General features: G+C 44.5%; 16 protein-coding genes and 1 pseudogene. 12 read left to right on the top strand and 5 right to left on the bottom strand.

Features of this window, described 5'->3' with window-relative positions:
* Window positions 1–5: 5 nt before the first annotated feature.
* The 3 genes and pseudogenes from CEF20_RS08970 to CEF20_RS08960 all read left to right on the top strand — a co-directional run bounded on the left by CEF20_RS08970 (window position 6) and on the right by CEF20_RS08960 (window position 2,408).
* Entirely contained in the window at window positions 6–800 is a 795-nt protein-coding gene (locus CEF20_RS08970) for an SDR family NAD(P)-dependent oxidoreductase (protein ID WP_100331488.1), read from the top strand.
* Between the two features lie 89 nt (window positions 801–889).
* Window positions 890–1,907, top strand: a pseudogene (locus tag CEF20_RS08965) (IS1595 family transposase).
* Window positions 1,908–1,946: 39 nt separating this feature from the next.
* Window positions 1,947–2,408, top strand: coding sequence for a hypothetical protein (locus tag CEF20_RS08960; RefSeq protein WP_100331487.1), 462 nt, complete (start codon window positions 1,947–1,949; stop codon window positions 2,406–2,408).
* A gap of 154 nt (window positions 2,409–2,562) precedes the next feature.
* Here CEF20_RS08960 and CEF20_RS08955 read toward each other — a convergent pair whose 3' ends face one another.
* Window positions 2,563–3,342, bottom strand: coding sequence for an alpha/beta fold hydrolase (locus tag CEF20_RS08955; RefSeq protein ID WP_100331486.1), 780 nt, complete (start codon window positions 3,340–3,342; stop codon window positions 2,563–2,565).
* A gap of 383 nt (window positions 3,343–3,725) precedes the next feature.
* A complete protein-coding gene (locus tag CEF20_RS08950; RefSeq protein ID WP_100331485.1) occupies window positions 3,726–3,914 on the bottom strand; it encodes a YqzH family protein in 189 nt (62 codons plus the stop codon).
* A 152-nt stretch (window positions 3,915–4,066) separates the two neighbouring features.
* Between CEF20_RS08950 and CEF20_RS08945 the strand changes: the two genes are divergently transcribed.
* Entirely contained in the window at window positions 4,067–5,329 is a 1,263-nt protein-coding gene (locus CEF20_RS08945; RefSeq protein ID WP_100331484.1) for a Y-family DNA polymerase, read from the top strand.
* A gap of 69 nt (window positions 5,330–5,398) precedes the next feature.
* On the opposite strand, the gene CEF20_RS08940 is transcribed toward CEF20_RS08945, so the two are convergent.
* Both CEF20_RS08940 and CEF20_RS08935 read right to left on the bottom strand, forming a co-directional pair.
* Window positions 5,399–5,602, bottom strand: a complete 204-nt coding sequence (locus CEF20_RS08940) for a CDGSH iron-sulfur domain-containing protein (protein WP_100331483.1) — start codon at window positions 5,600–5,602, stop codon at window positions 5,399–5,401.
* A gap of 75 nt (window positions 5,603–5,677) precedes the next feature.
* On the bottom strand, window positions 5,678–6,598 hold the full coding sequence (locus CEF20_RS08935; RefSeq protein WP_100331482.1) for an alpha/beta hydrolase: 921 nt from the start codon (window positions 6,596–6,598) through the stop codon (window positions 5,678–5,680).
* 120 nt (window positions 6,599–6,718) lie between these two features.
* Between CEF20_RS08935 and CEF20_RS08930 the strand changes: the two genes are divergently transcribed.
* On the top strand, window positions 6,719–6,946 hold the full coding sequence (locus CEF20_RS08930; RefSeq protein WP_100331481.1) for a YqkE family protein: 228 nt from the start codon (window positions 6,719–6,721) through the stop codon (window positions 6,944–6,946).
* A gap of 82 nt (window positions 6,947–7,028) precedes the next feature.
* On the opposite strand, the gene CEF20_RS08925 is transcribed toward CEF20_RS08930, so the two are convergent.
* Window positions 7,029–7,949, bottom strand: coding sequence for an aldo/keto reductase (locus CEF20_RS08925; protein ID WP_100331480.1), 921 nt, complete (start codon window positions 7,947–7,949; stop codon window positions 7,029–7,031).
* 127 nt (window positions 7,950–8,076) lie between these two features.
* Between CEF20_RS08925 and CEF20_RS08920 the strand changes: the two genes are divergently transcribed.
* The 7 genes from CEF20_RS08920 (at window position 8,077) to CEF20_RS08890 (ending at window position 13,380) form a co-directional block, all read left to right on the top strand.
* Window positions 8,077–8,628, top strand: coding sequence for an NUDIX hydrolase (locus CEF20_RS08920; protein ID WP_100331479.1), 552 nt, complete (start codon window positions 8,077–8,079; stop codon window positions 8,626–8,628).
* 71 nt (window positions 8,629–8,699) lie between these two features.
* Window positions 8,700–9,335 (top strand): stage II sporulation protein M, encoded by a 636-nt coding sequence (gene spoIIM / locus CEF20_RS08915; RefSeq protein ID WP_100331478.1) that lies wholly within the window; start codon window positions 8,700–8,702, stop codon window positions 9,333–9,335.
* Between the two features lie 110 nt (window positions 9,336–9,445).
* Complete coding sequence (gene fur / locus CEF20_RS08910) at window positions 9,446–9,922, top strand: ferric iron uptake transcriptional regulator (protein ID WP_100331477.1); 477 nt, start codon at window positions 9,446–9,448, stop codon at window positions 9,920–9,922.
* Between the two features lie 112 nt (window positions 9,923–10,034).
* On the top strand, window positions 10,035–10,265 hold the full coding sequence (locus CEF20_RS08905) for a DUF4227 family protein (RefSeq protein WP_100331476.1): 231 nt from the start codon (window positions 10,035–10,037) through the stop codon (window positions 10,263–10,265).
* 6 nt (window positions 10,266–10,271) lie between these two features.
* Complete coding sequence (xerD, locus tag CEF20_RS08900; protein WP_100331475.1) at window positions 10,272–11,165, top strand: site-specific tyrosine recombinase XerD; 894 nt, start codon at window positions 10,272–10,274, stop codon at window positions 11,163–11,165.
* 202 nt (window positions 11,166–11,367) lie between these two features.
* On the top strand, window positions 11,368–12,552 hold the full coding sequence (deoB, locus tag CEF20_RS08895; protein ID WP_100331474.1) for a phosphopentomutase: 1,185 nt from the start codon (window positions 11,368–11,370) through the stop codon (window positions 12,550–12,552).
* Between the two features lie 12 nt (window positions 12,553–12,564).
* Window positions 12,565–13,380, top strand: coding sequence for a purine-nucleoside phosphorylase (locus CEF20_RS08890; protein WP_100331473.1), 816 nt, complete (start codon window positions 12,565–12,567; stop codon window positions 13,378–13,380).
* Window positions 13,381–13,390 lie beyond the last annotated feature (10 nt).

Below are 13,390 nucleotides of genomic sequence, written 5' to 3'. Positions count from 1 at the left end.
AGGAAATGAATCGTCTGCGCAGAAAAACGGTCATCATTACGGGCGCATCGAGCGGCTTGGGGAGAGAAATGGCAAAGCAGGCGGTGGCTGAAGGCGCAAGGGTTGTGCTGCTGGCGCGCCGCATCAAGCGCTTAGATAAGCTGAAGGAAGCGCTTGAGAAGGACTATCCGGGAAGCGATGTGCGTACATATAGGGTCGATATCAGCAGGAGAGCGGATGTGGAAAACCGGTTTGCTGAGATCCTTGCTGATATCAATGAGGTGGATGTTCTTATTAATAATGCCGGATTTGGGGTATTTGATGAGGCTCATGAAGCGAAATGGGAAGATATAGAGACCATGTTTCAGGTCAATGTGCTTGGGCTGATCTCTTGCACGCAGATGGTTCTTCCGTATATGAAAGCTCGCAAAAGCGGGCATATTATCAATATCGCTTCCCAAGCAGGCAAAATGGCTACCCCGAAATCAAGTGTATATGCGGCGACTAAACATGCGGTGCTTGGTTATACGAACAGCTTGCGCATGGAGGCGGCGCGTGATGGCATCTATGTGACGGCAGTGAACCCGGGGCCCATTGCCACGGATTTTTTAACTATAGCGGATCGTTCAGGCTCTTACGCTAAGCGCGTGGCCCGCTGGCTGCTGCAGCCTGAAAAAGTAGCGGCTGCTGTAATTCATGCAATCGGCACGGACAAGCGGGAAATTAATCTGCCGAAACTAATGAATGCGGGCAGTCTGATTTATGCGCTCTTTCCGCGAACAGTAGAACGTATTGGCCGCAAGGCTTTTTTTAAAAAATAGGCTCTGTTAAAGGTAAATGTTGAAAATTGATACCTCACCGAAATCTTGATATAATTAACATAAGAACAAACATTCGGGGATAGGTTGGAATGGATAAAGCGTTTAGTAACTTGTTAAAGTATATCGACAAATTACCTCATACTAAAAAAGAACAAGTCTATCAATGGGTAAAACGCTATGTTGACCCAATCTCTTCCGTTGGTGGTCGGCTAATTAATGAAATGTGGGAAACCCGTTTTAAAGATGGTTTCGAATGTCCGCATTGTTCTTCTGAACACGTTGTTCGGTTCGGCAAGGTCAAAGGTCGTCAACGATACCGTTGCAAAAGTTGCTGTGAAATTTTTCCGATACAACTAATACTGTCCTTTATCGCATCCGAAAAGGTGATGAATGGATTGCTTTTGTAGACTGTATGTTCAAAGGCTATTCCCTGCGAAAATCGGCTGAAATCGTAGGCGTTACTTGGGTTACGCTTTTTTACTGGAGACATAAACTGCTGTCCGCTTTAAAACAAATGGATTTTGAAGGTATCGTTGAAGTTGACGAGACCTATTTCTTGTACTCCCAAAAAGGGCAACGTGGCATTACAGAACGGAAGCCTCGAAAACGGGGAGGAAAATCTAAACACAGAGGAATTAGCCACGAACAAGTATGTGTTCTTGTCGCAAGGGACCGTACAAAAGCAACTGTCTCCAAAGTTTCTTGTATGGGTCGTATTGTGAAGCCCAAAGTTGAAAAAATCATCGGTTCTAAACTGTCCTCCGACAATGTGCTTGTAACATATGCTTGGAGAGCCTACAAAACCTATGCGAAAGATAGAGGTTTAGAGCATTACCGAATCAAATCAAATGAAGGAAGGCACGTTATTAAAGGTTTATATCACATTCAAAACGTCAACATCTTCCATTCTCGGATGAAGAAATGGCTGGACCATTTTAAAGGTGTCGCTACAAAATACCTTGATAATTACCTTGCCTGGTTCTTGTTTATTGATAGTCGCAGTAACGAAAGCACAAAACAACATATTAAAGACTTCTACTAACATCATTTGTATTTGAAGTGACAGAAACTTATGATAGTTTACGTCTGTCTAAATTTAGTGCGTAAGCCTTGTTCAGTCCGCAGATTAGTTAAGAGGGATAAAAAATGACTCAAATTACATTCTTAGCGTCATCCAAGCCTTTTCAAATACCAGATGAAATAGAAGAATACAATAATCGAACCGTTTTTGAACGTGAAGAAGATGCTATCTATTTCTCTGTTCAAGAGGTTGGCGATTATTGGAAGGATGAAATTAAAGGATTATTCACTATGCCCTACATTTACGAGGCAGAAGGCGTAGGAAACAAGTTATTTCTAAGGTACATTGAAAAGTATATGGAATTAGGAGATGTGTTGGAAATTTACCAAGTGCCAAATCAACACGCATTCAAGGAATATAAACAAAGAATGGAAGAACATCCTGAACCAATTGAAATAAATGTTGGAAATCATACTTACAGAACCATTTATGGTTTGTATCAATTAAATCCCAAGAAATGGTTAGAAGAACTTAACCATCGAAATTATATTACACATTACGGAGTGACAACTTTTGTGAATTATTGAGGTAAAGAAATACACTGCATATAGTTTTCAAAAGAAAAAGTGAGGAAACCCTTACAGATTTGGGCTTCCTTCAATTTTACTCAAAAATCAACAATGAAATTTAACAGAGCCTTTTTTGATCGGCTAAAATTCCTATCGGCCATAACAATAAATATCAACTTATCACTTTACATTCTTTTGGCAAAAGACCTTCATGTTTCCATGCTTCTACCATGTGATTAAAGAAATCAGGCATTGCTAAAGATACTCCATGCCCAATTTTAGGTAAAATCACGCCTGTACAATTTGAATTAGCTTCTACAATATCTTTTGCAGACTTCTTCATAATAGCTTTTTCCTTTTCACCTACAGTAACCAATATCTTACCAGTTGCTTTTCTAAAGTCTTTAGGTATTTCAAAGGACATGCTTTCTTCTAATACTCTAACAAGCGTGTCGGGTTTCATTTGACAGCTTTCTTCATAATATCTTTCAAAGTAGTCTTCGCCTATATACAAGGCTTTTGCTTGCAGTTTAGAAAACCACCTATTTTTAATTAACGGAAAGGTTAACGCAATAGCAGGTTTTATTAATTTTCTGGCGTATGAAATAGGTCTGGCCGAAGCGCTATTGATGATGGCAAAATCTATTAAATCCGGTTTCATACTTAACACTTGAATAATCACTTGAGAACCTAAAGAAAATCCAATCAGGATTACTTGCTTTCCTTTGGCTTTTTCTTCGATTAATTGAATTAATTCTTCTGCACTTCCTTTTATAGTAAAATTTATACCGTCATGGTTTAATCCATGTTCAGGCAAGGTTGGAACAATGCAATGATAATGAGTGAAGTATTGAATTTGTTTATCCCACATCCAATCACTTACTCCGCCACCATGTAAAAATAGCATCAGAGAAGCATTTTTATCACCGTATTCTTGATAATATAAAGCCAATTGTTTCACCTCTCTCCTTATATTTTTTGAAAATTTGGTTTGATTGTTAGTTATTTATCCTTCGGTTGAATGACTAAAATTGATCCGCTCTTAATGAGTGATGGATGTCTTAAACTGGAAATAAACAACCTCCAACTATCATATTACTTCTTGGTGGATTGTCACTTCAATGTTTCACAATAACTAAGAATTGAAATCAATTCACATAATTGCTGAGATGTTTTGTAGCCACATCATTACATCCTTGTCTTCAACCTTTTAGTCGGCTGTGATTCAACCCTTGGCTTTTAGCAATAGAGCATTGGCTTGTTTTGATCAACTATCAAAACGGCTTATTCACATCGCCAAAATAAAACGCCCAAGTCCCGGCATTTCCTGCTTTTTTACGGATTGGTTAGAAAGGCATATACTTCATCTTCAATGACCTCATATAAATCCTCGCCGGACGCGCAGCGTTTTTGGACGTGTTGGCAGAGAAGCTCCAGCTTTTTTTCTGCCCCGTGCCAATCCAGTTCATACCCGTATCTTTTCATGCTTTGTTCGACCATTTTTCTTATGAATGCTTGATTCACACCGGTTCACCTCCTCCAAAGATTATAAAGCAATTTTCGTTTTGCTTGTTTGTTTTGGCAGCATTTTAATCGTTTTCCATTTAAAACAGATTGTTAACGAACATATATTCGGGTAAGGTAGAAACGTAAGTTCTTTGAAGGGAGCCAAAGTCATGGTCGATTACAGTCAACTTGATCGAAACGACATCTTATGTGTGGATATGAAAAGCTTCTATGCCAGCTGTTCAGCTGTGATGCACGGGTTAGATCCGCTCAGCTGTTATCTTGCTGTTGTCAGCGACCGCAGCAGGCAAGGAAGCGTTGTGTTAGCGGCCTCTCCCAAACTGAAGAAAGAGTTTGGCGTTCGAACAGGCGCCCGATTATTTGAAATCCCGGATGACCCCCGCATTCAAATTGTAGAACCGCAGATGAATCTGTACTTGAGGATTTCTGTGGAAATTACTAAGCTGCTTTCCCGATATGCTCCTCCGAGCGCGATTCACGTGTACAGTGTGGATGAAAGCTTTATTAAAATCGATGGCACCGCTTCCCTTTGGGGGGATGCCGCAACAGTGGCGAAGAAAATCCGCTTTGAAATGGATAAGGAGTTTCAGCTGCCATGCGCGGTCGGCATTGGCCCCAATCGGCTGATGGCAAAGCTCAGTCTTGATTTGGAAGCGAAAAAGAAGGGGATCGCCGTCTGGTCCTATGAGGATGTGCCGAGCAAATTATGGCCCCTTGCTCCGCTGAGTAAAATGTGGGGCATCGGCAAGCCGCTCGAACGCCGGTTAAACCGCATGGGAATTTTCACTGTCGGCCAGCTCGCTCAATATGACTTGAAAAAGCTTGAGGCGGCATTCGGCGTTATAGGCAATCAATTGTACTATCACGCCTGGGGCGTCGATTTATCGGAAATGGGGGAGCCGCTTCCACAAAGGCAGCTCAGCTTTAGCAAAAGCCAGATTTTGCTGCGTGATTACAGCAAGCGGTCGGAGGTTCAGCACGTCATTCTTGAAATGTGTGAAGAAGTGGCCAGAAGAGCTAGAGAGCATAAGCAGGCGGGAAGGACGATCAGTCTGGGCATCGGTTACAGCAAGGAAGAATCCGGCGGAGGATTTTATCGCTCCCGGACGATGGAGCGGCCAACAAACACAACAATGGATCTGTATGAAGCTTGCCTAGCGCTGCTGCGCGAATTTGACAGCGGTAAAGCCGTGAGGAAAATTACGGTGGCGCTCAGCCGTTTAACAGCGGCTGAAAGTGTGCAGCTTGATCTCTTTCAGCCGAATCTGTGGAAAAGTCAAATGATAGGATATACAATTGACCGAATTCGCCGCAAGCACGGTCCGACAGCCTTGTTGCGGGCGGTTTCTTATACAGAGGCGGGGACTGCCCGCCGCCGGGCTTCCTTAACGGGCGGCCATAAAGCATATTAACTAAGCTTGCCTGCTCCGGAAGCAGCAGAAAACGGGCAGCTGGATAAGCTGCCCGTTTTCTGCTTTTGACTAGTCCTTTTCTGCGCGGACGCAAGATTGGAATTTTCCTTTATGAGAGGCATCACAAAACGGCATATTTTGTGATAAGCCGCATCGGCATAAGGAAAATACGGGTTTTGTCTTAAAGGCATTTCCTTCCATGTCAACCAGCTCTACCTCTCCAGAAACTTTAAAGGAACCATTGTCCATTACTTTAATTTGTGCTTTGGTCATACTTCAACCCCTCTTCCTGCTAACATAATTTGATATTATCTAGAAAGGAAAGAAAAAGCAATCCAAGAAAGCAATTTAATTTTGGCGCGGCAGCAGCTGAAAGCGCTGCAAGAAATGATCAATGGCTTGTTCATAGGCTTCGGGATTGACATTAAAGGCTTGAGCATGGCCGCCTTTGGCAGCGAGATACAGCTCTTTCGGCCCTGTCTTTCGTTCAAATAAGGCTTCAGTCATATCGGGAAGAATGTATTCATCTTCTTCACTATGAATAAACAGAACAGGCTTGCGGATGCGCTCTACCGCTTCAAGAGGAGAGACAGCCGACAGCCTGAAGCGCTCGCGAAGCCAAACAGCCCACTCGGCCAGTGAAACAAGAAGGCGGGGAGCTATTTTAATCTCACGCTTCATTTGATAAGCGAGCTGTGCCCGAAAGTCCGAAAACGGACAGTCGGCAATATAAAAGTCCGCGCGGTCTTCGACCGTGCCAGCATATAAAAGCAGAGTCGCCGCCCCCATCGATTCGCCGTGAATCCCGAAGGAAACCTCCTTGCCTTCACGGCGGATTAATTCATGGACAACCGCCTGCAGGTCATACTTTTCAAAATAGCCATAGCTGGTTGTCGCTCCTTCCGATTCGCCGTGGCGCCGATGATCATAAATGATTCCGTTAAAGCCGCGCCGCAAAAACAAATTCATATATTTAATGGAATTGGTTTTCGTTTCCGTGACTCCATGGCAGAAAATCATATAAGGACGCCCGGGGTGCGGAGTGACGAACACAGCCTTCAAGCGATAGCCGAAGGGAGATTGGATAAAGACTTCCTCTTTCGGCAGCTGTTCATAGGCCTGGCAATCAAGCCGTTTGGCGGCTATTTCACGCTGATAAATCAATTGCTCATCTTTTTTCTTCATATGCAGCACCCGGTGGGAGAGATAGTAGCCGGCTGCAGCGGTCATTGCCGCAGCTGTTCCGAGAGCGGTCATCCATTTCTTCATTCTTTTCACCTCTGCATTATTCTGTCTACAGTTTATCACTTTACTCAAAAAAGATCATTTGAACAAACGGTCCTCAGCGAGGTAAAATAAGCCGTGTAATCAAGAGGAGAGGGAGAGACAATGAAGAAGAAAAGGCAAGAGCAGGATTCTCCTGTGCTAAAGGATGCATTAAACCAGGAAGTGCTTCAGCAGTTGAAAGAAAAACAGCGGGAATTAAAGGCGGAGCAAGAGAAACGACAAGAAGCGGAGGAAAAAAAGAAACGCGAAGAGCGGCGCCAGCGCGAGAAAAATAAAAGCTTTGAAGAATTGCTGGCGGAAAGCGACATGGACTGGAAGAAATATAAATAAAAAAGTCCGCGCTGCCGGAGCCTGCAAGCTCAAAAGGCAAAGCCCCCGGAAGGTAGATTACGGGGGCTTTTTAAGATGGCGCTCATCTGTGCTGTTCATAGAAGTTTGCTTTTGTAACACTTTGTAACAGCTGATATTCCTCGGCTGAAAGCGGGGGCTCAGCCACGGCGCGGGCATTTTCTCTTAATTGGCTGACGGAGCTTGCTCCGGCGACAACAGCGGTCACTGCTTCGTGCTGCAGAATGTAGCGGAAGGCCAGCCCATTCATCGAACGCTCATCGGTCAACCGGTTTTCAAGATCCATCAGCAATTCTTTAAGCTCGTTGCGGGAATAGCCAAGCAGCTCTTTTTCTTGCATAGCTTCTAATTTTTTTCTCCATTTATTGCTTAGCAAGCCTTTTGCCAGCGGCCCGCGCGCCACTATACTGATTCCGTGCTTGTTCAGCAAAGGCAGTGCCTCTTCTTCTGGACGGCGATCAATCAGACTGTATTGCATCATGACGCTCGCTATGGAGGACCGGCTGGCGAATTCGCGGATGACGTTAGGACGAATAGAAGAAATGCCATAGGCGCGAATCAGTCCCTCCTGCTTCAGCTCTTCAAACGCTTCAATTGTTTCATCCAGAGGGTCCTCGATCGTGCCGCCGTGAAGCTGATAAAGATCGATGTAATCAAGCTGCAAGCGCTGCAGGCTGTCTTTCACAGCTGCTTTTATGTACGCTTTCGAAGGATCCCAAGTCCAGCTATCTTTGTTCTCCCGCCAGCGGTTTCCCACTTTTGTAGCGATGATTACTTGATCCCGCACGGTCTTTAGCGCTTCTCCAACCAGCTTTTCGTTTATGCCGTAATCGTATAGGTCAGCTGTGTCAAAATAATTAATGCCCTCCTCAAGCGCTGCTTCAATAATGGCTTGCGCTGTTTTTTTCTCTTGCCCGAGGGACATGCAGCCGAGCCCTAATTCACTGACCTGCAGATTAGAACTTCCAAGCGTTCGCTTCTTCATTCAAAACCACTCCTTTTTCTTTCATCATAGCGAATAAAGAGGCTGGCAGACAAATGATCTGTCCAGTTGGAGCAGCTGTGATACAATGAGAAGAAACAAGACGAAGAGGAAAAGAGGAGCGATAACTGTGAGAAAACTGGAAGAAAAGACGCTGAAAACCGAACAAATTTTTGAAGGGAAAATCATCCGGCTGCAAGTCGATGATGTGGAATTGCCTAATGGCAAGCGGGCGAAGCGGGAACTGATCAAGCACCCGGGGGCTGTGGCAATTCTTGCGCTGACAGAAGAAGGAAAGCTCGTACTCGTTGAGCAATATCGGAAAGCGTTAGAGCGGTCGCTCGTCGAGATCCCAGCGGGCAAATTAGAACCGGGAGAAGAACCGGAAAAAACGGCGCGCCGGGAACTGGAGGAAGAGACGGGGTATGCATGCAGGAGTCTGACTTTGCTGCAATCCTTTTATACCTCCCCGGGATTTGCTGACGAACTCGTTCATCTCTTTATCGCAAAGGATCTTGTAAAGAAAAAAGATGCTTTGCCGCCGGATGAGGATGAGTTTGTTGAGCTGATGGAAGTGACCCTGGAAGAAGCGGAGCATTTAATCAAGCAGCAGCGAATTCATGATGCGAAAACGGTGTATGCGATTCAATATTTACAGTTAGAAAAGCGGCTAGCCAAATAATTACGGAGTGAAGACGCATAATAGGCTCTCCTGAAACATAGAGTGAAGTAATGGCAAAAGGGGGAGCTTATATGCGGAAAAAGTTATCGTCGATCTTAATTGGACAGCACATTCAAGCCAATGCCTCCATCTATTTGTTCGTAAGTGTCCTGTTTTTTATGGGAGTGATATTTGGGGCCATTGTCGTCAATAGTTTATCGCTTCATCAAAAGGAAGATTTAGCCTATTACTTGCAGCAATTCTTTGGACAAGTATCGGCTGGACAGATGGCTAATTCGGAAGATTTGTTCTGGCAAAGCTGGCTGCATAATTTGAAATACTTAGGATGCATGTGGCTCTTTGGGATATCCATCATCGGCGTGCCGCTTATTTTTATATTTTTATTTATGAAGGGCATTGTTGTCGGATTTTCGGTCGGCTTTCTTGTTCAGCAAATGAACTGGCAAGGCTTCTTTTTATCCATTTCTACGGTTTTGCCGCAAAACTTGATTATTATACCAGCTTTTTTGTTCATCGCCTCGGCGTCGACGGCCTTTTCCTTGCAGCTGATCAAAAAGATATTTATGAAGCAGGCTGTTCACTTCCATATTGCGCCCTTTTTTATCAAATACGCGCTTTTCTTTCTCGCGGCAGCCGTCATTGTCGGGATGGCAGCGGGAATTGAGGCCTATGTCTCACCGCTATTAATGAAAGTAGTGATTGAATAATATTTATTATTTAATAATAAATATCAACAACAGATTATAATAATTTTATTTTGCAACACCCTCCCAATTTGTTATAATGAGGTATACATCGGCGTGGGAGGGGACAGATAATGGAAGGCCGTGTTGAACGTATAAAGAAACAATTGCATTCTGCGAGTTATAAACTAACGCCCCAGCGAGAAGCGACAGTGCGGGTGCTGCTTGAACATGAAGAAGATCATTTAAGCGCAGAAGATGTGTACCTCCTCGTAAAAGAAAAGGCACCTGAAATTGGATTGGCTACAGTCTATCGTACATTAGAACTGCTGAACGAATTGAAAGTTGTTGATAAAATAAATTTTGGAGATGGGGTTTCCCGCTATGATTTGCGTCAAGAAGGAGCCGCTCATTTCCACCATCATCTCGTTTGCATTGAATGTGGCGCAGTCGATGAAATTCAGGAAGACCTTCTTGATGACGTGGAAACCATTGTGGAACGGGATTGGAAGTTTAAAATTAAAGACCACCGCTTAACTTTTCATGGTGTTTGCTGGCGCTGTCAGGAAAAAGCAGCCGAGAATGAAAACGAGAAGCAGCATGCAGAATAAGAAGCCTTTCGCCTGATCGAAAGGCTCTTTATTTTAAATAAAAGCAGTGTTCTAATCGCTCATGGAACGTTCATAGGCTGTATAAAGAAAGCCGATGAACGGGAGGAAGCGGATGACAGGAGAATGGAAAAAAACGTTAGGTCAAACAGGAAAAGTGTTTCTTCTTTTCACAAGCCTTACATTACTATTTTACAGCGGATTGATTTGGGCTCAAAATGAATATGAAAAAAAGCATCGGTATGATGAGCCGGAAGGAGCGGCAATAAAGGTGGCCGCGCTCTTAGAAGAAGAGGATGACAGCTGGCTTGAAAGGCTGCTGCTTTTTTATCTCGATGGGGAGTAATGTCATATGAAAGATCAATTGCAAGACTTCATTCATTATATGATTGTTGAAAAACAGCTGGCAAAAAATACGGTTGCTGCTTATGAGCGCGATTTAAAGCATTATTTGCTTTTTTTGGACAAGGTGGAGCAGCTATCCTCGTTAAATGATGTAACGCGCACTCATATTGTTCAGTTTCTGAACCATTTGAAAGAGGAAGGGAAATCGGGGAAAACCATCGTGCGCCATATTGCCTCTATCCGCTCTTTTCACCAGTTTCTGCTTAGGGATAAGGCGGTGGAGCATGATCCGTCCGTGCATATCGAAACACCCAAAACCGAAAAAAAGCTTCCAAAGGTGTTGAGCTTAGAGGAAGTGGAAGCGCTGCTGGCAGCTCCTGATCCATCCACACCCTTAGGAAAGCGCGATCAGGCGATGCTGGAGTTATTGTATGCCACAGGAATTCGAGTCAGCGAATTAATCTCGCTGAACATAGAGGATATTCATTTAATGATGGGTTTTGTCCGCTGTGTAGGAAAGGGAAATAAAGAACGGATTATTCCTATTGGAAAGACGGCGATCACTGTGTTGGAGGATTATCTTCAGACAGGGCGGGCGCAGCTGATATCTAAAAAGCAAGCCAGTGAAGCTTTGTTTTTGAATCACCGCGGCAGCCGGCTCACTCGGCAGGGATTTTGGAAGATACTAAAGGCTCTTGCCCGCAAATCAAACATTCAAAAGGAGTTAACTCCTCATACACTTCGCCATTCATTCGCTACGCATTTACTGGAAAATGGAGCGGATTTGCGGGCAGTTCAAGAAATGCTTGGACATGCCGACATTTCTACTACGCAGATCTATACTCATGTTACGAAAACAAGAATGAAGGATGTTTATACAAAATTTCATCCGCGGGCTTAGCGTCGCTTCCCGTCCGACAGCGTTTTCCCAAAAGCCATCCTTATTTCATCTAAAAGGATGGCTTTTGCTTGTAAAAAAGCGTTTACATCGGGTAAGATAGAAAAGAGTGCTAGGTTGTCAGACTTCTGACAAATGTATATTGGATTATTTAAACAATAAAGGGGTAACATGTTCAGTAAGCAAGAGAAAAGGAGGAATTCATGTGGCAGCCACTACATACAATCGTATCCATTTAATGGTGATGGATTCAGTAGGAATCGGAGAAGCGCCGGATGCACAAAGGTTTAATGATTTAGGGGCAGACACGCTTGGGCATATCGCAGAGAACATGAATGGCTTAAAGATGCCGAACATGGCGAAGCTGGGCCTGGCCAATATCCGTCCGATTAAAGGGCTGGAGAAAGCCGAGAAACCGCTCGCTTATTATACGAAAATGCAGGAAGCCTCCAATGGAAAAGACACCATGACCGGTCATTGGGAAATTATGGGCCTGAATATTCAGACGCCTTTTCAAGTGTTTCCGGAAGGCTTCCCTGATGAATTAATTCAGGAGCTTGAGGAAAGAACGGGAAGAAAGGTTATCGGAAACAAACCGGCAAGCGGCACGGTTATTCTTGATGAACTTGGCAAGGAGCACATGGAAACAGGCGCGCTCATCGTGTACACATCCGCAGATTCCGTTTTGCAAATTGCCGCCCATGAAGAAGTCGTTCCGTTAGAGGAATTATACCGAATTTGTGAGATCGCGCGAGAGCTGACGATGAATGAGAAATATATGGTGGGGCGCATCATTGCCCGTCCGTTCATCGGCACTCCAGGAGCGTTTACCCGCACAGCCAACCGGCATGACTACGCGTTAAAGCCGTTTGAACGCACGGTGATGAACGAACTGAAAGATAGCGGCTTCGACGTAATCGCCATCGGAAAAATTTCGGATATTTATGACGGGGAGGGCGTTACAGAAGCGATTCGAACCGTCTCGAATATGGATGGAATGGATCGGTTTATTCAAGTGTTTGACAAGGAATTCACCGGATTAAGCTTTGTCAACCTTGTAGATTTTGACGCTCTGTATGGCCATCGCCGCGACCCGGAAGGATATGGGCGGGCGCTGGAAGAATTTGATGCCAGACTGCCAGAGGTGCTGGAAAAAATGACGGATGATGATTTGCTGATCATTACAGCTGACCACGGAAATGATCCGGTTCACCACGGAACGGACCATACGCGAGAATATGTGCCGCTTTTAGTCTATTCAAAACGTTTTGAAAGTGGTAAAGAACTTCCGCTCCGAAATACATTTGCCGATATTGGCGCGACGGTGGCAGAGAATTTCGGTATCAAGCTGCCGAAATATGGTACAAGCTTCTTAAAAGATTTAAAGTAAGGGGAATCGAATATGAATGTAGAAATGATAGAAAAGGCGGCGGCCTATCTGGAGAAGACCAGTCAAAAGAGCCCGAAAATAGGGCTGATTTTAGGATCGGGGCTAGGCGTACTGGCCAATGAAATAGAAAAGGCTGTAAAAGTGCCATATAGTGATATTCCGGATTTTCCGATTTCAACGGTGGAAGGCCATGCCGGCCAGCTCGTATTCGGCACACTATCCGGAAAGGAAGTTGTCGCTATGCAGGGCCGCTTTCATTTTTATGAAGGCTATTCTTTTGATCAGGTAACATTTCCTGTGCGCGTTATGAAAGCGCTCGGTGTGGAGACGCTTATCGTAACGAATGCGGCTGGAGGCGTGAATGAGTCATTTCAGCCGGGAGATTTGATGATCATTGCGGATCATATCAACATGATGGGCGGCAATCCATTGATCGGACCGAATGACAGCCGTCTTGGCGTACGATTCCCTGATATGTCGGAAGCATACAGCAAAAAGCTGCGGCAGCTGGCAAAAGATGTAGCAGCCAGTATTCATTTAAAGGTTCAAGAAGGCGTCTATGTCGGAAATACAGGCCCAGCATACGAAACACCGGCTGAAGTGCGCCTTGCTAGAACGATTGGCGGCGATGCTGTGGGCATGTCCACTGTGCCAGAGGTAATCGTGGCGCGCCACAGCGGCTTAGAGGTGCTCGGTATTTCCTGCATTTCCAATATGGCGGCCGGCATCTTAGACCAGCCGCTTACTCATACGGAAGTAATAGAAACAACAGAGAAGGTGCGGGCTGATTTTCTGCGATACGTCAAGGAAATGATTAAAACGATGTAAAGGGCGGTGG

Origin of the sequence: Bacillus xiapuensis, assembly GCF_002797355.1 — a bacterium.
GTDB lineage: Bacteria > Bacillota > Bacilli > Bacillales > Domibacillaceae > Bacillus_CE > Bacillus_CE xiapuensis.
This window is presented reverse-complemented; position numbering and strand designations above follow the sequence as displayed.

What these genes read in the sequence shown, in the direction of transcription:
- fur (WP_100331477.1), top strand. Translation starts at nt 9,446, where the DNA reads ATGGAAGGCCGTGTTGAACGTATAAAGAAACAATTGCATTCTGCGAGT.
- CEF20_RS08935 (WP_100331482.1), bottom strand. Translation starts at nt 6,598, where the DNA reads ATGAAGAAATGGATGACCGCTCTCGGAACAGCTGCGGCAATGACCGCT.
- CEF20_RS08905 (WP_100331476.1), top strand. Translation starts at nt 10,035, where the DNA reads ATGACAGGAGAATGGAAAAAAACGTTAGGTCAAACAGGAAAAGTGTTT.
- CEF20_RS08925 (WP_100331480.1), bottom strand. Translation starts at nt 7,949, where the DNA reads ATGAAGAAGCGAACGCTTGGAAGTTCTAATCTGCAGGTCAGTGAATTA.
- CEF20_RS08930 (WP_100331481.1), top strand. Translation starts at nt 6,719, where the DNA reads ATGAAGAAGAAAAGGCAAGAGCAGGATTCTCCTGTGCTAAAGGATGCA.
- xerD (WP_100331475.1), top strand. Translation starts at nt 10,272, where the DNA reads ATGAAAGATCAATTGCAAGACTTCATTCATTATATGATTGTTGAAAAA.
- CEF20_RS08960 (WP_100331487.1), top strand. Translation starts at nt 1,947, where the DNA reads ATGACTCAAATTACATTCTTAGCGTCATCCAAGCCTTTTCAAATACCA.
- CEF20_RS08945 (WP_100331484.1), top strand. Translation starts at nt 4,067, where the DNA reads ATGGTCGATTACAGTCAACTTGATCGAAACGACATCTTATGTGTGGAT.
- CEF20_RS08970 (WP_100331488.1), top strand. Translation starts at nt 6, where the DNA reads ATGAATCGTCTGCGCAGAAAAACGGTCATCATTACGGGCGCATCGAGC.
- CEF20_RS08940 (WP_100331483.1), bottom strand. Translation starts at nt 5,602, where the DNA reads ATGACCAAAGCACAAATTAAAGTAATGGACAATGGTTCCTTTAAAGTT.
- spoIIM (WP_100331478.1), top strand. Translation starts at nt 8,700, where the DNA reads ATGCGGAAAAAGTTATCGTCGATCTTAATTGGACAGCACATTCAAGCC.
- CEF20_RS08890 (WP_100331473.1), top strand. Translation starts at nt 12,565, where the DNA reads ATGAATGTAGAAATGATAGAAAAGGCGGCGGCCTATCTGGAGAAGACC.